This is a genomic window from Pseudomonas sp. NPDC089534, assembly GCF_044749305.1.
GTDB classification, from domain to species: Bacteria; Pseudomonadota; Gammaproteobacteria; order Pseudomonadales; family Pseudomonadaceae; genus Aquipseudomonas; species Aquipseudomonas ekonensis.
On the sequence record NZ_JBIVHR010000013.1, the window covers coordinates 437 to 20,068 of the forward strand.

A 19,632-nucleotide genomic window follows, 5' to 3' on the forward strand; every position below is an offset into this window, starting at 1 on the left:
AGATGAGCCTGCTCAGCAGCTTCCACAACGAGACCTTCGGCGGCGAGAAGTTCTTCCAGCTGCTCGACCGGCTGTCGAAGAACCCGGTCAAGCACCTGCCGATGCTGGAGCTGATGTACCTGTGCCTGTCCCTCGGCTTCGAAGGCAAGTACCGGGTGCAGGCCCGCGGCATGCTGGAGCTCGAAGGCATCCGCGACGCCCTCTACCGGCAGATCCGCCAGCTGCGCGGCGACGTGCCGCGCGAGCTGTCGCCGCAGTGGGAAGGCCTGAACGACCAGCGCCGCAACCTGGTGCGCATCGTGCCGGCGTGGATGGTGGTGCTGTTCACCTTCGTCTGCCTGGTGATGATGTTCTCGGGGTTCGCCTGGGTGCTGGGCGAGCAGCGCGACACCGTTCTGCAACCTTATCAGCCGTTTGATCCGGCCGCGGCGGCGCCGCAGTCGCAGCCGTAAACAGGGACGTGTGATGAAAAAGTTTTTCAAGAAAGTCGGCGCCTTCCTGCGCCAGACCTGGGTCTGGACCCTGCTGCTGGTGCTGTTCGTGGCGCTGCTGGTGTGGTTCGTCGGGCCGTTGCTGGCGGTGGCCGACTATAAGTTCTGGGAAGGCTCGACCTCCCGCCTGCTGACCATCAGCGTGCTGTTCCTGATCTGGGGCCTGACCATGGTCTTCGTCAGCTGGCGCGCCGGGATCCGCAAGAAGGCCGTGGAAGAGACCGAAGACGGCCAGGACCGCATCCGTCGCGAAGAGCTGATCGACGAAGAGCAGAAGGAACTGAAGGCGCGCTTTCGTGATGCGCTGAAGACCCTCAAGACCTCGAGCCTGTACCGTGGCCGCAGCGAGCGCTGGCGCAACGACTTGCCGTGGTACCTGCTGATCGGCCCCCAGGGCAGCGGCAAGACCAGCCTGCTGGACTTCTCCGGGCTGGAATTCCCGATCAACAAGATCGACCGCAAGCTGACCCGCGACACCCTCGGCACCCGTCACTGCGACTGGTACTTCGCCGACCACGGCGTGCTGATCGACACCGCCGGGCGCTACATGAGCCAGCCGGACGCGGAAGTCGACGGCAGCGCCTGGACGACCCTGCTGGAGCTGCTGCGCAAGCGTCGCCGCGGCCGTCCGCTGAACGGCGTGCTTGTGACCATCCCGGTGGAGACCCTCACCGGCGGCAGCGAGCAGGACATCGAGACCCTGGCCCGCCAGGTGCGCGGCCGTCTGCAGGACGTGTACCAGAAGCTGCACGTCGATGTGCCGGTGTATCTGGTGCTGAGCAAGGCCGACAAGCTGCTGGGCTTCGACGAGTTCTTCGACCAGCTGACCCGCGAGGAAAGCGATCAGGTGCTGGGCACCAGCTTCCGCAAGGATCAGGTCGGCACCGACGTGACCGTGCTGCGCGGTGAATTCGAAGAGCTGCTGCGTCGCCTCAACAGCCAGGTGATCATGCGCATGCACTCCGAGCGCGACACCCAGCGCCGCGGCCGCATCCTCGACTTCCCGCACCAGCTCGGCCAGATCGGCGAGCGCATGTGCCTGTTCGTCGACATGGCGTTCACCGGCAACCGCTACCAGCGGGCCAGCCAACTGCGCGGTTTCTACCTGATCAGCGCCCCGCACCTGACCCAGGAAATGGACTCCGCCACCGCCGGCATCGGCGCCAGCCTGGGCATGAGCGCCGGCGTGCTGCCGACCCTGCGCAGCGGCCGTTCGCGGTTCATCCATCACCTGCTCAGCCGGGTGATCTTCCCCGAGGCCGACCTGGCGGGCCTCGACAAGCGCGAGCGCAGCCGCATCCACTGGGGCCAGCGTGCCCTGTACGTGGGCGCGCTGGGTGCATTGGCGCTGTTCGGCATGCTCTGGGCCGGCGGTTTCTCCGCCAACTACGAGCGCCTGGAAAACCTCCGGGCGCTGGCGCAGAACTGGACGCAGCAGCGCACCGCGCTGAGCCCGCGCGACGACGCGATGGGCGTGCTCAAGACCCTCGACACCAGCTACGCCGCGACCCAGGTGTTCCCGAAGAAGGGCGACGTGTCGTACCACGAGCGCTTCGGCCTGTATCAGGGCACCGACGTCAACCCGGTGGTCAAGGAAGCCTACGAGCGCGAGCTTGAGAAGCAACTGTTGCCGCGGGTCGCGACCCAGCTCGAAGGGCAGATCCGCGCCAACATGAAGGACCGCGAAAAGCTGATCAACAGCCTGCGCGCGTACCTGATGCTGAACATGAAGGATCGCCGCGACGCCGCGTGGCTCAAGGACTGGGTCGCCAATGACTGGTCGATGCGCTACTCCGGCAACACCGCGGTGCAGAACGGCCTGACCACGCACCTGGAGCGTCTGCTGCAACTGCCGTTCATCTACCCGCTCAACGAGCAACTGGTGACCCAGGCCCGTCAGGTGCTGCGCAGCGAATCCCTGGCCGCCGTGGTGTACCGCATGCTCCGCGAGCAGGCGCGCAACCTGCCGGACTACCGCTTCAGCCAGCACCTGGGCCCGCAGGGCTCGCTGTTCATCGGCACCGAGTACGTGATCCCGGGGTTCTACACCCTGCAGGGCTATCAGCAGTACTTCTCGGTGCAGGGCTCGGCGCTGGTCACCGACATCCTGCGTGACAACTGGGTGCTGGGCGAAGGCGCGGGCATCAGCGACATGGACCTGCGTCGCCTGATGGTCGAGCTGGAGCAGCTGTACTTCCGCGACTACGCCAACTACTGGAGCGAGGCCGTCGGCCAGGTGGCCCTGCCGCCGATCAACGACGCCGGCGAAGGCGCCGAGCAACTGGCGGGCCTGACCTCGGCCAACTCGCCGGTGCTGGCGCTGCTGTCGGAAGTGCGCGAGAACACCCGCTTCCCGGTGGTCGCCGAGCCGGTGGACGAAGCCGGCGACGCCGCCGATGCGCTGGCCGGGCAGAAGGGCAAGCTGGGCAAGGTCGGCAAGATCGCTTCCGCCGTGGCCGATAAGGCTTCCGCCATGAACGTGGCGAAGAACCTGCCGGACACCGCCAAGAAGTCCCTGCAACGCCGCTTCGAGCCGCTGCACCGTCTGCTGGACGACAACAACGGCCCGGCCGCCGACCTGACCCCGGCCCTCAACGCGTTGAACGACCTGCAACTGCAACTGGCCAGCCTGGCCCGTTCCAGCTCGCCGGAGCAAGCTTCGTTCGAAATGGCCAAGACCCGCATGAGCGGCCAGCGCGATGCGCTGACCAACCTGCGCAACGCCTCCGGCCGCCTGCCGCGTCCGCTCAGCGTGTGGTTCAACGTGCTGGCCGAGGACTCCTGGCGCCTGGTGCTCAACGACGCCTACCAGTACCTCAACGGCCGTTACCAGAACGAGCTGTACAGCGTGTACGGCAAGACCATCAGCAAGCGCTACCCGTTCAGCGCCACCAGCACCAGCGACGTGGCGATCAGCGATTTCCGCGACTTCTTCAAGGCCCAGGGCATCGTCGACCGCTTCTTCGACACCTACATGCGTCCGTTCGTCAGCGGCGATCCGGGCAACTACCGGATGCGCAGCGTCGACGGCCACAGCCTGCCGGTGTCCAAGGTCTACCTCGACCAGATGGCCGCGGCGCTGGTGATCCGCCAGAGCTTCTTCTCGGTCAACCCGGCCGAGCCGCAAGTGCAGTTCAAGCTGGAGCCGTACACCCTGGATCCGGCGGTCAGCCGCTCCGAGTTCAAGTTCGGCGACAAGGTCATGGAATACCGCCACGGCCCGATCCTGCCGATGTCCTTCAAGTGGCCGACCGACGCTGAAGACGGCCGCACCAGCCTGGTGATGGACAAGATGGCGGGCCGCCCGATCGGCATCGAGAAGAACACCGGCCCCTGGTCGCTGTTCCGCCTGTTCGACCTGATGCAGACGGAGTACCTGACCGGCCGCGACGTGCTGGTGCTGAAGGCTGACGTGGGCGGTCTGCGCGCCAACTACCTGCTGACCAGCCAGCGCACGCCGAACCCGTTCGACCTCAGCGTGCTGCGCACCTTCCGCATGCCGGTGCAGCTCTGATGCTGGTGGCCAGCCCTTGGCGCAGCGCGGCCCGCACCGACGCGGGCAAGGTGCGCTCGCGCAACGAGGACGCCTTCCTCGACTGTCCGCAGCAGGGGCTGTGGGCGGTCGCCGACGGCATGGGCGGGCACCAGGGCGGCGACGTCGCCAGCCAGCTGATCGTCGCCAGCCTCGCGGAATTGCCCCAGCAGGATGACTTCGACGAACGCCTCAAGGCCATCCGCCAGTGCCTGCACTGGCTCAACCGGCGTTTGGGGCAGGAGCTGACCGTCACCGCCGGGCGCCACGACAGCATCATGGGCAGCACCGTCGTGGCGCTGCTGGTGGAAGGCAACCGCGCGGCGTGCATCTGGGCCGGCGACAGCCGTTGCTACCTGTGGCGCGGGCAGCGTCTGTACCAGCTGTCGAAGGACCATTCGCTGCAGCAGCAACTGATCGACGAGCAGCAGATGAGCGCCGAACAGGCCGCCGCGCACCCGGCGGCCCAGGCGCTGACCCGGGCGGTTGGCGCCGCCGAACAGCTGACCCTGGATGTGCTGGAGCTTGAGGTGTATCCGGGCGACGTGTTCCTGCTGTGCAGCGACGGCCTCTACCAGGGCCTGAGCAGCGATGCGATGGGCAACGCCCTGAGCCTGAGCGCGCCGCACGTGGCGCTGGAGCGCCTGTTTGACGGCGCCCTGCGCGGCGCCGCGCGGGACAACCTGACCGCCGTGGTGGTGCGCCAATGAACGGGCTCGAATCCTCGGTCGACGACCTGCTGATGAGCGAAGAGCAGGCCAACAACCTGACCTACTTCGCCTTCGCCAAGTCCCACAAAGCAGAGCCTGCGCTGGCGCCGACCAAGGCCAGCATCGGCGAGCTGCCCCCGATCCTGGCGGGCCGCTACCACCTCGAGCGCCTGCTCGGGGCCGGCGGCATGGGCGCCGTCTACCGGGCGCGGGACCTTTTGCACGAGCAGTTCGGCGATCCCGACCCTTACATCGCGCTGAAGATCCTCGGCGAAGAATTCGCCGAATCGCCGGACGCCAGCGCCTTGCTCTACAGCGAGTTCGCCCTGACCCGGCGCCTGCGCCACGACAACGTGGTGCGCGTGCACACGTTCGAAGTGGACACCGACTGCCAGCGGGCCTTCATCACCATGGAACTCATGCGTGGCCTGACCCTGGACAAATTGCTCTGCGAGCGGCCCCTGGGCCTGCCGTGGAAAGAACTGCGCGACATCGCGCTGCCGCTGCTCGACACGCTGGCCTGCGCCCACCGCCGCGGCGTGCTGCACGGCGACATGAAACCGAGCAACGTGATGCTCAGCGAAGACGGCCTGCGCCTGTTCGACTTCGGCTTGGGCCAGGCCGAAGAGGGCGTGCTGCCCGGCCTGCCGCACCTGAGCCGCGAACGCTTCAACGCCTGGACACCGGGCTACGCCGCCCCCGAACTGCTGGAGGGCCGGCCGCTGTCGGCCAGCGCGGACGTGTACGGCGCCGCCTGCGTGATCTACGAACTGGCGGGCGGCAAACACCCGTTCCGCCGGCTGCCGTCGACCCAAGCCCGGGACGAAGGCCTGGACCGCGGCCTGGAGGCCCCGGACAACCTACCGAAACACTGCTGGCCCGCGCTGCGCACCGCGCTGGCCTTCGACGCGGCGCAGCGCACCGTCACTGCCCGCCAACTGCATGAAGCACTGAGCGTCGATCCGTCCTGGCTGCAGCGTCTGGCGCTGCGACGCCACGGATGACACTCGAACAGGGAGCCCTTTATGTTCAACCCCGCTAACGAAACCCACTTCAGCCTCACCGTCGAAGACTACGTGGGCGACCTGCAAGTGCTGTCGTTCACCGGCACCGAAGGCATCAGCCAGCCGTTCCGCTTCGACCTGGAACTGGTCAGCGAAAACCCCGACCTGGACCTGGAGCAGCTCCTGCACAAGCAGGCCTTCCTCGCCTTCGACCCGCAGGGCTCGGGCATCCACGGCCAGATCTACCGCGTCGCCCAGGGCGACGCCGGCAAGCGCCTGACCCGCTACAAGGTGTCGCTGGTGCCGCAGATGCAGTACCTGCATCACCGCACCAACCAGCGCATCTACCAGCAGATGTCGGTGCCGAAGATCATCGCGCTGATCCTCGACGAGCACGGCATCAAGGCCAACGCCTACAGCTTCCAGCTCAGCCAGAAGTGCCCGGACCGCGACTACTGCGTGCAGTACGACGAGACCGACCTGCACTTCATCCAGCGCCTGTGCGAGGAGGAGGGCATCCACTACCACTTCCAGCACAGCAAGAAGGGCCACCGGCTGGTGTTCGGCGACGACCAGACCGTGTTCCCCGACCTCGGCCAGCCGACCGCGTACGTGCAGGGCAGCGGCATGGTCGCCGAAGAGCCGGTGATCAAGGGCTTCAAGCTGCGCCTTGAAACCCGCACCGGCCGTGTCACCCGCCGCGACTACGACTTCGAGAAGCCGCGCCTGCAACTGGAGGCGGCCTACAAGCCCGACGGCGAAAGCACAGAGCCGGACCTGGAAGACTACGACTACCCGGGCCGCTTCCTCGACCGCGCGCGCGGCAAGTTCCTTAGCCAGCGCGCCCTCGAACGCCACCGCGCCGACTACCGCCAGGCCGAGGGCCGGGGCGACCAGACCAAACTGGTCAGCGGCCACTTCATGGCCTTGTCCGACCACCCGCGCAGCGAGTGGAACGACCTGTGGCTGCTCACCGAAATCGTCCACGAAGGCAAGCAGCCGCAAGTGCTCGAAGAGTCGGTGACCAGCGACACCACCGACAACAAGGACGACTTCCACCAGGGCTACCGCAACCGCTTCCTCGCCACCCCGTGGGACGTCTTCTACCGCCCGGCCCTGGAACACACCAAGCCCCGCGTGCTCGGCAGCCAGACCGCCACCGTCACCGGCCCCAAGGGCGAAGAGATCCACTGCGACCAGTACGGCCGCGTCAAAGTCCAGTTCCACTGGGACCGCGAAGGCCTGGCCGACGACAAGACCAGCTGCTGGCTGCGCGTCTCCAGCGCCTGGGCCGGCGACCGCTACGGCGCCATCTCCATCCCGCGCGTCGGTATGGAGGTGCTGGTCACCTTCCTTGAAGGCGACCCCGACCAACCGCTGGTCACCGGCTGCCTGTACCACAAGGAAAACCCGGTGCCCTACGCCCTGCCGGCGAACAAGACCCGCAGCGTCTTCAAGTCCCTCAGCTCCCCGGGCGGCGGCGGGTACAACGAACTGCGCATCGAAGACAAGAAAGGCGCCGAACAGATCTACATCCACGCCCAGCGCGACTGGGACGAAAACATCGAACACGACCAGAAGATCCGCGTCGGCAATGAACGCCACGACACTGTGGTGAAGAACACCTACACCGAAGTGAAGGCTGAAGAGCACCGCACAACCATCGCTGACCGCAAGATCGAAGCGCGAATGGACGACCACCTGACCGTCGGCCAGAACCAGCACGTGAAACTGGGCACCGCGCAACTGACCAGCGCAGGCAAAGAGATCCACCTCAAGGCCGGCGACAAGATCGTCATCGAAGCCGGCACCGAACTGACCATCCAGGGCGGCGGCAGCTTCATCAAGCTCGACGGCGGCGGCGTGACCGTGGTGGGGCCGGTGGTGAAGATCAATGCCGGCGGGTCGGCTGGGTCAGGCACCGGGATCGGGATCAAGCCGCCGGTGCTGCCGGGGGCGGCGGATAAGGATAAGGCGGGGAGTTTGATGGATCAGGCGTTGGGGAATGCGGTGCCTGAGAAGGTTAAGCCGACCGTTGATTACCCTTTCTCGCTTTGAGCGGACGGACAAGCGTCAATATGAACAAGGAATTTTTTGAATGATCATTAGCCCTCCTTTTATTCCTGCTCCGGTGGCGGGTGAAACCGACGATGCTTATCTTGCGCGTGCCATGGTGGGTGGTATCCCCGGTGATGGTGGGTATCCGTTGAGCTTTGATCTCAACTGGCATGGCGGCATTCATTTGACTGCTCCCCAAGAGGGAGAAAACGCATTACCTGTTCGTTCAATTTCTCATGGGACATTAGCTTTCTTTCGTAAACCTACGTTAGAAAACACCGCACTCCCAGATCACGCATTACGTTATAGAAATAAGTGGACAGACGATGGCTGCGTGGTGGTTAGACATGAAACAGAAATTGGAGAGGGTGAGACCGCAAAGGTAGTTTTTTATTCGATATATATGCATTTGTCAGAGATTCTGATAGCCGAGCCTCGTAAAGGAATGGTTATATATCGTAAGGATTTGATTGGTTCGGCTGGAAGCATTTATGGGGAACCCAATAGAATTCATTTTGAGATTGTTGCTGATGAGGCTTACATCTCAAATTTTACGGGGAGAAATCAACGGGATTTGAATTATCAGTCGAGCGACGGCAGGTCAAATAGTTGCTGGGGAGATATGTATTTTTTCATTCCGCCCGAAGTCCTTGTTTATGAAAGCGCCCCAGTAGATAAAACTCAAACGCAAAATAATTCCGCGGTCATATATCGTTGCCCCGCAATGCCATCTGGCCCTGCTCCGATTCAAGAAGCAGGCTCCTCAAACGCAAGTGTTCCAGCCTCTCCAACATTAGTTGGCGGTTATGAGTGGGCCATGGCTTCCGAGTTGCAAAAAGGTTTTTTTGTCCAGATGGCTTATGATAGAGGCCAATGTAAATTTACATCTTACACTCACTCTGGTTTTGAAATTGGCGTGCAAGCTGATGAGGCCGATTTCGAACACAATTTGCTCAAAAAGTCATCGTTGATATATCCACAATCCCCTAGTGCTGGTTTTGAGTTATTGCGTTTCGGTCGCGTTTTAGGCCCTGACCGGCTGTTACCAACAGAGGCTGCGCATTGGCGATGCATAAAACTTCCCGCTAAGTCTGGTGAGCCCTCGAGGTCGGGGTGGGTTAACCTGAATTCTTCGACAGTCACTAAATTCAGTGACGCGGATTTTCCTCATTGGAAGGGATGGCAGTTAATTAACGACGATACGGACTCCGATAGTCACTGCCAGTCAGCTTACATCCGTGAAATTCTAAATCTTGATGCAGGTAAGGTTGTATCCGATAACGTTGATGCAGTGAGCATTGCGTCCTCAGCGGCATATTCTGGCTTTTCTTCTGATGAGAAAAAGAACTTGTCGGAAAGGTATGTTGCTGAGCGCGAAATAAATACAGAAAAATTAAAAGATAAAAATTTTCAAGAAAGAATTAAGCGCTTGATCTGCAAGTTTCCGAGTGAGTGGTGTAAGGATGATTTTGATATTAGGTATGGTTGGCTATTAAAGGTTTGTGATGAAGGGCCGATGCCGCAAGATAAATATGATAAGTTAAAAGCCTATCAGCAGGCCTTGGGCTTTTGGGAAGAGGCGGCAATAGAGGGGATTAATAGTAAACATTGGCATTTTCCGCCAAAGCTCTTCATTGAAACCTTTCGAAAGTGTATCTGGCTGAGTCTTGACGAGATTGCATATACTTTGCCGAAATATCATTTCTACGACAGGATCAATGGTACTTGGGTTGCGCATACTGCGGGTAGCGCTGGGGTTTACCAGATTTCCCATGCGGTAGCAAAAAGTCGCTTCGATAAACATTATGTAAACATGAACAAAACAATGCTGAAATATGGTGTTGTAACTGTTGATCGACGTTCTCACTTTTTTGCTCAAACGATTCTGGAAACTGACAGGTGGAGAACTGTGTCAGAGTACGGCTCTGGCAACCCCAATCCGAATATCCCAATGGCGCAATACTACAACGCGTTTTATGGGCGGGGGATTATGCAGTTAACTTGGGCTGGGAATTATGAAAAATACGGGGACTATAGAGCCTCAGCCCTCACCTCAAGCGGGCAATATGCAGAAAGTAGAATAACGGCCACCTCAACGCATTACTGGTGGGATCCGACAACAAGAGACTCACATGGTAATATTGTCGTGACTGGTGTGCCAAAACGCTGGGCACCTCGTTATGACCCTACACTAATTAAATCTGATTTGTACAACGTGTGCGACAGTGGGGGGCATTTTTGGGCATCTAATAATGTCAACCGTACTTGCGACGAAAAATTTGACTCTGTCACTGTGGGGAAAGTATCAAAAAAAGTTAATGGCGGTGGTAATGGATATATGGAGCGTCAAGCCTACGCCAGATATGTTCATAGGTATTTGAGTGATTCGCTTGCTACTGACGTAACGGAAAACATAACGACTCCAAAAGATCCGATCGTAGTAAATTTCTCGATGAGTAAGCCTTAATGAATAGAAATGTTTTTGTATTTTTTGCTGTTATGTTGTACGTGTCTAGCTCATATGGAAATCCTGGCAATATTATTGAGCACGGTTTGTTGCCCGACACGTTGAAAGAAAAAATAGCTTTAGAAAATGAGATCAAAGTGCAAGATGTACATGCTTTTGATACTGGCACTCTGTCATGGAATGGAGGGTATGTAACTGCCTTGGTTTTTGATGATACTGTCAAGAATTGCTTTATTTACGTGGCCAATCAGGAAGGTCTACATAATTTATTCTCCGGAGCGCCATGTGAGTTTGCTGGATCACCACAGCTTGAGAACCTAAGGCATACAGAATATCCGGATATCCTTTATAGAATTCGACTATTTTCACCTACTGTTGGTGCAATGGCTGATGAAGTGGTTGCTCTGTTTTTCAGTAAGGACAACAAGACATATTGTACAAGCCAATCACTGGCTATTTGGTATCAGGTGGGAAATAAAGAGATTTCCCCAGATTTGTCTGATAGTAGATGCCGTGCTGAGGGTGCGGGGTATTAGTTTAAGGGCCAGAGTGGTAGCGAACGCAAAAGCTAAGGGGGCAGATTTGTTTGTTATGCTCAGTGGTTTCGATCTCAGTAGGGCGTTCAAATAGATATGTCACGTCCGTCTCTTAGCAAAGCCTGATGGCCTGAATGAATCAAGGATTGAAAGCAGCGAACGTTTTGCTTTTTGTTTTGTCGGCGCTGTGCGTTACTGCCGATATTCAACAATATTGGACAGATTAATTTCGTCATTTTCGGAGAGTTAATAACAATTTTTAGATTGGGTGGCTATAAAACACAATGAGACCGTACAGGAATTCATCTATCTTGTGTGTTTGGTAGATGAATTGGTTTTCGTACAATTTTTTAAATGGAATTAATGCTTGTGATTAAAAATATCGTTCTGCCTCTTTGTATCGCGGCTCTTTCGGTTTTTAACGGCGCGGCCCAAGCGGAGCCGTTCTACTCCGCGAAGATACTGCAAGCCGATTATTCTTCAGTTCCTGACATAAAGCTGTTGATTAGAATTCAAGATGTTGAGTCAGGGAGTGATGAGGCAAGTGGCTCTAGCCTGGCCACTTGCATGAAGGCTGGTAAGTCAGCTGCGCAGCCTGGCCCCAACCCTTGTTTCAGAATTCAGTTAGATGAAGGCGAAGGCAATGTGAAAGTGACGAGCCAGACATTGCTTAATGACCCTCAGCGAGCAAGCGATCCTGTATATATTGAGTTGGTCTATAAAAGTGGAGCAACCAAAAATCAGTATGGATATTATGATAATAAAACAGTATTGCTAACTGTTGAGGATAATAATGGGTTGAATAATTGGGATTCGGATATCCCGCAAAGCCTACCCCAAGTCAAGATTGAAAAGGATCGAGGGATTTATCAGTTGGTTCTTGCGGACGCCGATGCTCTGCTCAATTCTGCCTATCGAGATAAAGCCAGTCGTTTGAGTCAAGACAAGCGAGATGTTTTTCGTGAGGTTCAAAGAGCCTGGATGAAAAATAGAGATCTTGAATGCAATAGCGCAATATTTGGAGAGTATTCGGAAAGCTGTTTGATTCGGTTAACAGTTGATCGTGCCAGACAGATCGCGGTTGCGCCTTTGGCTAAATAGCCAAGCTGTCAGGGCTTAGAGTGGAAATCGAATGGAAGCGAGAAAAAATCGCTAGGCTCCTTTGCGTGCATTACCAAGTATTCTGTTGGTAAAGTAATTCTGAAGGTAGGGTCATGAGAAAATTTTTTTTGCATATTAAGATTATTTTTTGCTCGTTAGTGGCATTTAGTTCGTTGGTACATTCTGCAAGTTTCGATTGCAGTAAAGCCTCGTCGGATGTTGAAATTAAGATCTGCAGTACGCCTTCTTTGTCAAAGCTGGATGAGCAGCTAAGTGAAGTGTTTAAGCCACTAAAAAAACAACGTACTTTCCAAGTGCTTGAAAGTGAATGGCTAGAGAATGTGCGCAACACCTGTGAGTCAGTTGAGTGTCTAGAAGATGCTTACAATGAGCAAATTGGATTTCTGTCACCGTTACCATTGCCTGGGGCCAGTGCTTCAAATGAAGTCAAAATTTTGCCCGCTGATAAAGTTTATGCTCAATCCAGTCGTCCTTGGAAAACTGTTGAACTAGCGGGCCTTCCGAATGGCAAAGATGTCGTTGAGCGTTTCTTGATTTCAGCGGAAGTAATATCTGGAATGTTGCACGTTGTAGCATTCGAGGGGCATTTCGATGTTCCTAATTCTATATATAGAGGTGGTTTGTATGAATACATCGATAGGCATCCGATTGTGCAGCCAATCACGTACACGATAGCAAAGGACATAGGATTTCAGGGGGCGTTCAACTTAGGAAACAATGAAGAAGGGGAGCGATATGCTGGAATCATGGGTGGCACCTTTTACTATCGCGAAAAAATAGCAAGAAACCAGCTAAGAGGTATGGCTTATAAAGTTGGGTCAGGCACTCAGCCGCAGGAAACGAGTTTGCTACTTCAGCAATGGTCGAATACTTTCGAGAATGCTAAAAGTGGTTTGCTATTTCAGGGTGATGAGGTATTTGGAGAGCTGAAGGCCTATTATCCAAACACTCCTGGGTACGAGACTATTGCGCCAGTCGATAGACCCGAGGTGGGTTGGAATATTTTCAGCCCGATTTGGAGCAAGTCGCGTCCTGTTTTGTATTTCAAAAATGGTGATGAAACGATCTGGCGTGCCGATGTAGTGGATAAAACATTAACTAAAATTGTTAGTGCAAGTGATCAGCTCGTTATTAAAAACCCTACGCCTGTTGACTTGAATGGTCGTGAAGCTATTGTGTATCTCGAGGATTACATACTGAAGATTGCTGTTGCGCCCGAATGAATAGGGCATTATTCCAATAGGCAGTATTCAGCTTTTAATGTGTAAGGGATCTTGCTATGGCTAGGCTCATGGTGCGTATGTCTTTTTACGCGCTGACAACTTGTTCATCGTTACTAGTGCATGCAGCGTTTGCTCAAGATGCATGTGTCGATATCACTACGAACTCTCAGAGTGAAAGATGTTCTGTGAGTGCCAAGGCTGCTGCAGATGCGCAGTTGAATACCAGTTATCAAGAATTGATGGTTCGGCTCGAGGGTGGATATCAGACCGATCCAGTTCTTGCTGCAAGCCAAAAAGCGACGGTTCAGGAGGCTCAGCGCGCTTGGATCAAGCTACGCGATACCGATTGCCAGATCGATGCATTGGAGACGGAACCAGGTTCTTCGACGCATGTGGCAGCCGTGAACAATTGCATCGCAAGCATGAGCCGTGATCGGTCGGTGTTTCTGGACAATATTGCGTCCGATAGCGGTAGTGGCTCTGCATTTGGGCGTGGTTCGTGCCCAACGCAAGACTTCGCCCAGTTTCTACCAGCCTTCTCCGCTAATGCCGAATCGCAAAAGCGACTGACTGCGCAAGCAGTGAAGCTATTGGTGTTGAAGGGGACGTCGGATATAGGCCGGATAGTGACTCACGTCACGGCAGAGGTGGGACGAGATATGGCGTTTCCCTTAATGGCTGTGGTGCCTGATGGGAAAGTCGAAGGGATAGAAATCGAGAAGGTGGATGATCGTCACGTTGACGTTGTGGATAAACGTGCCGGAAACAGCAATATCAAGATCTTCAATTTTTCGCGCAAAGCCTGCTGGACGCTTGAGGGGGTTGAGGATTGGTCGATTCCCGAGAAGGAGCTTTCTGTAGCCAGTACGCGTTCATTGAGTCGTGAGGAAAATTTCTGCTCACAGCGTGCGCAAGGATTTCTCGGTTTAGGTGGTCTTGAGCAATACCGACTCACAGTGGAGCTTTTTGAAGCGGGTTTGGAAAATTACTTGTGTGCGGCTGCTTCAGGCGATCCGATTTCCAGTGAGTCTGCTGCTAGGCTGAGCCTGTCGGGTATGGCTCCTCAGTTGGAATACAGCAAAGTTGAGGCTCTTTTCAAAGCGGCAGCTGTTAATTCACCCGGAGGGGCTGAGTCTTTGGCAAGCTTTTATTGTTTTGGCAATGACCCCGCTGGGAGAGGCCCGTGCCAGCGGCCAGCTGATGTGGAGAAAGAGCTTTTTCGCGCCAGCTCCATGGGGTCAGCGCATGCAATCGTTTCGCTTGGCGACTATTGGAAGAGTGGCGATCTCGGCGAGAAGGATGTCCCTCGTGCCTTGGCTTGTTACCAGCTTGCCGCTAACAAGGGTGACGAGTCAGGTCTTAGCGCTGCCAAGCGACTTCAGTCGGAAGTGACTGATCCAATAACTCCGAGCAAATGCTATTAGTTCAACCAAATGACGAAGGGCGCCTATAGCGCCCTTCGTTGGCTATGAGCGATCAACTCCGCGTTTGGCACACCCGAAACTCAATGTGATCGATTGTGCCTTCCACCATCAAGCGCACGCCATCCGCCATTCTGCTCAGGCCCAGTGCCATCGAGCGGCGGGGGCCGTCGAGTTCGTCGGCCAGGTTGGCGGCGATGGCGCTGATGCACAGGAGGTCTTCGGAGGCGTTGGCCATGAGGGCTTCGGCGTCGGCGTTGGGGCAGAGGATGAACAGGCCGCCGAGGCGTTTGGGACGCGCGGTGGCGGGTTTCAAGTGGTGGTCGAGGGCGCGTTCGGCGGCTTCGTGGAGTTTCCTTGAATCAAGGGATTCGTAGGGGGAGGTTTCTGGTGTTGCGGGGGGATTGGGTGTTGGTTTGAACATCGTGATTTCACCGAGTTATGGAGCCGCCATCACTTCGCTTGCTTCGAAAGGGTGGCAGCTGTGCATAGGTGTGCAAGACCGGACTCGGTAACCGGCAGACCCGAAGGTCTCCCACACACAGCCGCCATAACGATTCGCGAGCATAGGAAAATGCTTGGTGAATAGCCATAACCGGATGAATGACGAGTACGGACTTGCACGTCCGAGTCACCGATTTTGCGGCGACATACAGAGGCTATCGACGAACCGCTAGCCCGCCTAGTTCATGGGCATCCTGGCGTTTTGAGGGAAATTTCCTATAGGTTTGCGAGGCACAAGATCAAAAGATCGCGGCGTCGGCAGCTCCTACAGGGATGTGTTTCAACACGTGTAGGACGCTGGGTTGGAAATCGTGACTTGGCAGTCATCATGCGAGAAAAGCTCGCCATCGTCTTGCAACGTCACTCGATAGTGGCGTTATCCCATGAATCCCTTACACTCCCCCAGCCGTTCATTTTCCTTTTGAGGCTGTGCGCATGAAATTTCGTTTTCTTCTGTGGATGCTGGGGCTGTTGATGGGCAAGGCCAGTCGGACCAATCCGGCGTTCCAGCAGCAGTTGGGTGACAAGGATCTGGTGTTTCAGCTGCAGACCCTGGACGGCAAGGTGGCGCGGCATTTCGTGGTGAAGGGGCAGCGCATCACCAGCAAGGCCGGGGCGGTGGCGGAGCCGGCGTTTGCGATTGCGTTCAAGGACGCGGCGTACGGGTTTGCCACGATGCAGGCCAAGAACAAGCAGTTGGCGTTCATGCAGGGGATTCAGGACAAGTCGATTCAGCTCAAGGGCAACCCGGCGCTGGTGATGTGGTTCCAGGGGCTGACCAAGTATTTGAAGCCGAAGAAGGCCAAGCCCAAGTCCTGACAGCCGGGTGTTATCCGACACACCTCACCGACTGGGTTTGCGGCTGCTGCGCAGCCGAGCGGGAGCAAGCTCCCTCGCCACAGGGTGCCTGTTGAGTCAGGTAAATTGAGGTGGATTCATCGCGGGCAAGCCCGCTCCCACAGGGGTTGTGTAAACCCTGGGGGAGCGGGCCTGTTTTGTTTCAGGCCTGGCTGAACTGCGAAGCCAGTTCGCGCAGCAGGACTTCGGCTTCGAGGACTTTGCTGACGACGTCGTTGGCCTTGTCGCGGGTCAGGCCGACGCGTTCCAGCAGCGCGTCCGGGATGTCTTCGTCGGGGCCGGAGCCGATGCCGCGGGCGCGCAGCAGGCGCACGGCCAGGCACACGAGGTTGGGGTACTCGGCGTAGGCGCCGTCGTAGTTCGGGTCGTGCTGGAAGCGCAGGGCGGTGGCCAGTTCGTCGGGCATGTCCCAGTAGCGCATCAGCCAGGAGCCGATCTGTTCGCGGCTGATGCCCAGCAGGTGCTGTTCCACGAAGCTGTGGCACAGGTGCGGGTTGACCTCCAGGTGCCGGCAGATCAGCGAGAAGTGCGGCGGGAACACGTGGGCCAGCAGCAGGTAGCCGAAGTTGTGCAGCAGGCCGGCGAGGTAGGTCAGGCCGGCTTCCGGGCGCTGGGCGCGCGGCATGGCGCGGGTCAGGCCTTCGATGACGGCGGCGGTGTAGATCGACTGCTGCCAGTACGGCGTGGTGTGTTGCGGGTGGTCCTTGGGCAGGCTCAGCGTCTTGCCGAGGGCCAGGCCCAGGGCCAGGTTGATCACCAGGTCGAAGCCCAGCACGCGGACGATGGCGTCTTCCACCGAGCGGATCTTGCCCGGCGAGGCGTAGTACGGCGATGCCGCCCAGCTCACCACTTGCGCGGCCAGCGCCGGGTCGGTCTCGACCACGCCGGTGATGTCGTCGATGGTGGCGTTGGGGTCGACCCGCAGCTTGATGATCTTTTGCGCGGTCTCGGCCAGCGGCGGGATCTCGATGGTCGCTTCCAGGCGTTGCTGGATGCGCCGTGCGGTGAACGCCTGCACGGCCTGGGTGATTTCCTCGCGGTCGTCGTCCGGGCGGTCGAGGTTGGGCCGGATGCTGCTCAGGGCTTCGCCGAAGTTGGCGGCGCTGGCCTTGGTCAGCATGGTCTTGAAGGCTTCGCTGGTGATTTCCAGCAGCACGCCCGGCTCGCCGGAGTGGATCAGCAGCTTGGGCTCGCGCAGCAGGCTTTCTTCGTAGAGGCACGGCGAGCTGGTCAGCGCCGGCAGGCCCGGCAGCAGGCTCAGGCTGTGCTTGCCGAGCATCTTGTCCAGGCGCTCGGTGGACACGGCGGTCAGGCGACGGCCGGTCAGTTCGGCGAGGCGGTTGAGATCCAGCAGCTGGCTCTGTGGGAACAGCACCATCAGCGCGCCGACGGCGTCGTCCAGCAACACGGCCTGCACTTTGCGCGAGGCGTTGAGGCCGTGGTGGTCGATCACTTCTTCGTAGGCGATGCCGAGTTTGTTGAGCAGCAGCCGAATGACAGACGGAGCGTGCGGGGTGTCGGGGGCGAGAGCAGCTTCGGTCATGGTCTGTATCCGTTTTTGAAACAATGGCAGGAGTATAACCAGCTTGGTCGTCGCGGGCTTTGAGAAACTGCGACGGTGCTCACACTTGGCCGTATTGCTGCCCGTGCCGCAGCCAGCGGTCGAGCAGCGGGCTGACGTGGGTGGGCCAGCGCTCCAGCAAGGCCTGCGCGGCGTCGCGCACGGCGGGCAGCAGGTCGGCGTCGCGCATCAGGTCGGCGACCTTGAATTGCAGCAGGCCGGTCTGGCGGGTGCCGAGCATTTCGCCGGGGCCGCGCAGTTCGAGGTCCTTTTCGGCGATGACGAAGCCGTCGTTGGTCTCGCGCATGATGCCCAGACGCTGACGACCGATCTGTGACAGCGGCGGGTGGTAGAGCAGCACGCAATGGCTGACCGCGCTGCCCCGGCCCACGCGGCCGCGCAGCTGGTGCAGTTGGGCCAGGCCCAGGCGCTCGGGGTTTTCGATGATCATCAGGCTGGCGTTGGGCACGTCGACGCCGACTTCGATCACGGTGGTGGCCACCAGCAGTTGCAGGTGGCCGGCCTTGAATTCGGCCATCACGGCGGCCTTTTCGGCGGGCTTCATGCGCCCGTGGATCAGCCCGACCTTCAGTTCGCCGAGGGCGGCGGTGAGGTCTTCGAAGGTGGTTTCGGCGGCCTGGCAGGTCAGCTCTTCGGACTCTTCGATCAGCGTGCACACCCAATAGGCCTGGCGGCCCTCGGCGCAGGCGCTGCGCACCCGCTCGATGACTTCGACGCGGCGGGTGTCGGTGACCAGCACGGTGTTGACCGGCGTGCGGCCCGGCGGCAGTTCGTCGAGGATCGAGGTGTCGAGGTCGGCGTAGGCGCTCATGGCCAGGGTGCGCGGGATCGGCGTGGCGGTCATGATCAGCTGGTGCGGGCACATCCGCCCGCCGACGCCTTTCTGGCGCAGCGCCAGGCGTTGCTGGACGCCGAAGCGGTGCTGTTCGTCGATGATCACCAGAGCGAGGTTCCGGAACTGCACTTCGTCCTGGAACAAAGCGTGGGTGCCCACCACCATCGGCGTGCCGCCGGCGATCTGCTCCAGCGCGGCGGCGCGGTTCTTGCCCTTGAGCTTGCCGGCCAGCCACGCCACGTCGATGCCCAGCGGTTCGAGCCAGCGCTTGAAGGTGAGGTAGTGCTGTTCGGCGAGGATCTCGGTGGGCGCCATCAGGGCGACCTGATAGCCGGCCTCCAGCGCTTGCAGGGCGGCGAGGGCGGCGACCACGGTCTTGCCCGCGCCGACGTCGCCCTGGATCAGGCGCAGCATCGGTTCCTGCTGGCTGAGGTCGTAGGCGATCTCGTTGCCGACCCGCTGCTGGGCGCCGGTGGGGCTGAAGCCGAGGTTGGCCAGGTACTGCGCCGGCAGCCGGGTGGCCTTGGGCATGGCCGGGGCGCGCAGGGAGCGCAGGCTCTCGCGCAGGCGCTGCTGGGACAGCTGGTGGGTCAACAGCTCTTCGAACGCCAGCCGGTGCTGGGCCCAGTGATGGCCGAGGGCGAGTTCTTCGACGTCGGCGTCGGCGGGCGGGTTGTGCAGGTAGCGGATCGCGTCGGCCAGCGGCGCCAGTTGGTAGTCGCGGGCCAGTTCGGTCGGCAGCCAGTCGGGCAGGCTGGCCGGTTTGAGCAGGGTCAGGGTCTGCAGGCAGAGCTGGCGCAGGCGCTGTTGGGTCAGGCCTTCGGTGAGCGGGTAGACCGGGGTCAGGGTCTCATCCACCGGTGGCGGCTCGTCGCCGGTGATGGCGCGGTATTCCGGGTGGTAGATCTCCAGCCCCGACGCGCCGGGCCGGACTTCGCCGTAGCAGCGGATCCGCGTGCCGCGCTTGAGGCCTTCCTTCTGCGCGTTGCTGAAGTGGTAAAAGCGCAGGCTCAGGCCGCCGGTGCCGTCCTGCAGGCGCACCACCAGGCTGCGGCGCCGGCCCATGACCACGTCGGCGCCGCTGACGGTGCCTTCGACCACGGCGTCCTGCCCCGGACGCAACGCCCCGATGGGCACCACGCGGGTGCGGTCCTGGTAGCGCAGCGGCAGGTGGAACAGCACGTCCTGGAGGTTCTCCAGGCCGACCTTGGCCAGTTTCTCGGCCATGGCTTCGCCGACACCCTTGAGTGCCGTCACCGACACTTGCGACAGCTCGCCCATGACGCTGG

14 protein-coding genes are annotated in these 19,632 nt (G+C 58.9%); 11 read left to right on the forward strand and 3 right to left on the reverse strand.

Going from position 1 to position 19,632, the window contains the following annotated elements; genetic code table 11:
• The 10 genes from icmH to ACIP0B_RS05760 form a co-directional block, all read left to right on the forward strand.
• Window positions 1-452 (forward strand): type IVB secretion system protein IcmH/DotU (gene icmH, locus ACIP0B_RS05715; RefSeq protein WP_400830425.1); only part of this gene is annotated, 452 nt, incomplete at its 5' end.
• A 13-nt stretch (window positions 453-465) separates the two neighbouring features.
• Window positions 466-4,005 (forward strand): type VI secretion system membrane subunit TssM, encoded by a 3,540-nt coding sequence (tssM, locus tag ACIP0B_RS05720; RefSeq protein ID WP_400830426.1) that lies wholly within the window; start codon window positions 466-468, stop codon window positions 4,003-4,005.
• Window positions 4,005-4,733: a PP2C family serine/threonine-protein phosphatase gene (locus ACIP0B_RS05725; protein ID WP_085579018.1), complete on the forward strand. Its 729-nt coding sequence runs from the start codon at window positions 4,005-4,007 to the stop codon at window positions 4,731-4,733. Before tssM ends, ACIP0B_RS05725 begins: the two co-directional genes overlap by 1 nt.
• On the forward strand, window positions 4,730-5,737 hold the full coding sequence (locus ACIP0B_RS05730) for a serine/threonine-protein kinase (RefSeq protein WP_400830428.1): 1,008 nt from the start codon (window positions 4,730-4,732) through the stop codon (window positions 5,735-5,737). Before ACIP0B_RS05725 ends, ACIP0B_RS05730 begins: the two co-directional genes overlap by 4 nt.
• Before the next feature lie 21 nt (window positions 5,738-5,758).
• Entirely contained in the window at window positions 5,759-7,795 is a 2,037-nt protein-coding gene (gene tssI, locus ACIP0B_RS05735) for a type VI secretion system tip protein TssI/VgrG (protein WP_400830430.1), read from the forward strand.
• Between the two features lie 40 nt (window positions 7,796-7,835).
• Window positions 7,836-10,262: a hypothetical protein gene (locus ACIP0B_RS05740; RefSeq protein WP_400830432.1), complete on the forward strand. Its 2,427-nt coding sequence runs from the start codon at window positions 7,836-7,838 to the stop codon at window positions 10,260-10,262.
• Complete coding sequence (locus ACIP0B_RS05745) at window positions 10,262-10,798, forward strand: hypothetical protein (RefSeq protein WP_400830434.1); 537 nt, start codon at window positions 10,262-10,264, stop codon at window positions 10,796-10,798. Before ACIP0B_RS05740 ends, ACIP0B_RS05745 begins: the two co-directional genes overlap by 1 nt.
• A gap of 354 nt (window positions 10,799-11,152) precedes the next feature.
• On the forward strand, window positions 11,153-11,899 hold the full coding sequence (locus ACIP0B_RS05750; RefSeq protein ID WP_400830436.1) for a lysozyme inhibitor LprI family protein: 747 nt from the start codon (window positions 11,153-11,155) through the stop codon (window positions 11,897-11,899).
• 113 nt (window positions 11,900-12,012) lie between these two features.
• Window positions 12,013-13,143 carry a lysozyme inhibitor LprI family protein gene (locus ACIP0B_RS05755; protein WP_400830437.1) on the forward strand — a complete coding sequence of 377 codons (1,131 nt, stop codon included), beginning with the start codon at window positions 12,013-12,015 and terminating at the stop codon, window positions 13,141-13,143.
• 77 nt (window positions 13,144-13,220) lie between these two features.
• Entirely contained in the window at window positions 13,221-14,567 is a 1,347-nt protein-coding gene (locus ACIP0B_RS05760; protein ID WP_400830524.1) for a lysozyme inhibitor LprI family protein, read from the forward strand.
• 52 nt (window positions 14,568-14,619) lie between these two features.
• On the opposite strand, the gene ACIP0B_RS05765 is transcribed toward ACIP0B_RS05760, so the two are convergent.
• Window positions 14,620-14,988 carry a DUF6124 family protein gene (locus ACIP0B_RS05765; RefSeq protein ID WP_400830439.1) on the reverse strand — a complete coding sequence of 123 codons (369 nt, stop codon included), beginning with the start codon at window positions 14,986-14,988 and terminating at the stop codon, window positions 14,620-14,622.
• 515 nt (window positions 14,989-15,503) lie between these two features.
• On the opposite strand from ACIP0B_RS05765, the gene ACIP0B_RS05770 reads away from it, so the two are divergent.
• Window positions 15,504-15,887: a helicase gene (locus tag ACIP0B_RS05770; protein WP_400830441.1), complete on the forward strand. Its 384-nt coding sequence runs from the start codon at window positions 15,504-15,506 to the stop codon at window positions 15,885-15,887.
• Between the two features lie 181 nt (window positions 15,888-16,068).
• Here ACIP0B_RS05770 and ACIP0B_RS05775 read toward each other — a convergent pair whose 3' ends face one another.
• Both ACIP0B_RS05775 and recG read right to left on the reverse strand, forming a co-directional pair.
• Window positions 16,069-17,469, reverse strand: a complete 1,401-nt coding sequence (locus tag ACIP0B_RS05775; protein ID WP_085578983.1) for an aminoacyl-tRNA deacylase and HDOD domain-containing protein — start codon at window positions 17,467-17,469, stop codon at window positions 16,069-16,071.
• A 79-nt stretch (window positions 17,470-17,548) separates the two neighbouring features.
• Window positions 17,549-19,624 (reverse strand): ATP-dependent DNA helicase RecG, encoded by a 2,076-nt coding sequence (gene recG / locus ACIP0B_RS05780; RefSeq protein ID WP_400830443.1) that lies wholly within the window; start codon window positions 19,622-19,624, stop codon window positions 17,549-17,551.
• Window positions 19,625-19,632: the final 8 nt, after the last annotated feature.

Bases quoted from the DNA above. Each gene is read 5' to 3' on its own strand.
- tssM (WP_400830426.1), top strand. From the start codon at position 466: ATGAAAAAGTTTTTCAAGAAAGTCGGCGCCTTCCTGCGCCAGACCTGG.
- ACIP0B_RS05755 (WP_400830437.1), top strand. From the start codon at position 12,013: ATGAGAAAATTTTTTTTGCATATTAAGATTATTTTTTGCTCGTTAGTG.
- ACIP0B_RS05765 (WP_400830439.1), bottom strand. From the start codon at position 14,988: ATGTTCAAACCAACACCCAATCCCCCCGCAACACCAGAAACCTCCCCC.
- recG (WP_400830443.1), bottom strand. From the start codon at position 19,624: ATGGGCGAGCTGTCGCAAGTGTCGGTGACGGCACTCAAGGGTGTCGGC.
- ACIP0B_RS05760 (WP_400830524.1), top strand. From the start codon at position 13,221: ATGTCTTTTTACGCGCTGACAACTTGTTCATCGTTACTAGTGCATGCA.
- tssI (WP_400830430.1), top strand. From the start codon at position 5,759: ATGTTCAACCCCGCTAACGAAACCCACTTCAGCCTCACCGTCGAAGAC.
- ACIP0B_RS05750 (WP_400830436.1), top strand. From the start codon at position 11,153: ATGGAATTAATGCTTGTGATTAAAAATATCGTTCTGCCTCTTTGTATC.
- ACIP0B_RS05775 (WP_085578983.1), bottom strand. From the start codon at position 17,469: ATGACCGAAGCTGCTCTCGCCCCCGACACCCCGCACGCTCCGTCTGTC.
- ACIP0B_RS05745 (WP_400830434.1), top strand. From the start codon at position 10,262: ATGAATAGAAATGTTTTTGTATTTTTTGCTGTTATGTTGTACGTGTCT.
- ACIP0B_RS05770 (WP_400830441.1), top strand. From the start codon at position 15,504: ATGAAATTTCGTTTTCTTCTGTGGATGCTGGGGCTGTTGATGGGCAAG.
- ACIP0B_RS05740 (WP_400830432.1), top strand. From the start codon at position 7,836: ATGATCATTAGCCCTCCTTTTATTCCTGCTCCGGTGGCGGGTGAAACC.
- ACIP0B_RS05725 (WP_085579018.1), top strand. From the start codon at position 4,005: ATGCTGGTGGCCAGCCCTTGGCGCAGCGCGGCCCGCACCGACGCGGGC.
- ACIP0B_RS05730 (WP_400830428.1), top strand. From the start codon at position 4,730: ATGAACGGGCTCGAATCCTCGGTCGACGACCTGCTGATGAGCGAAGAG.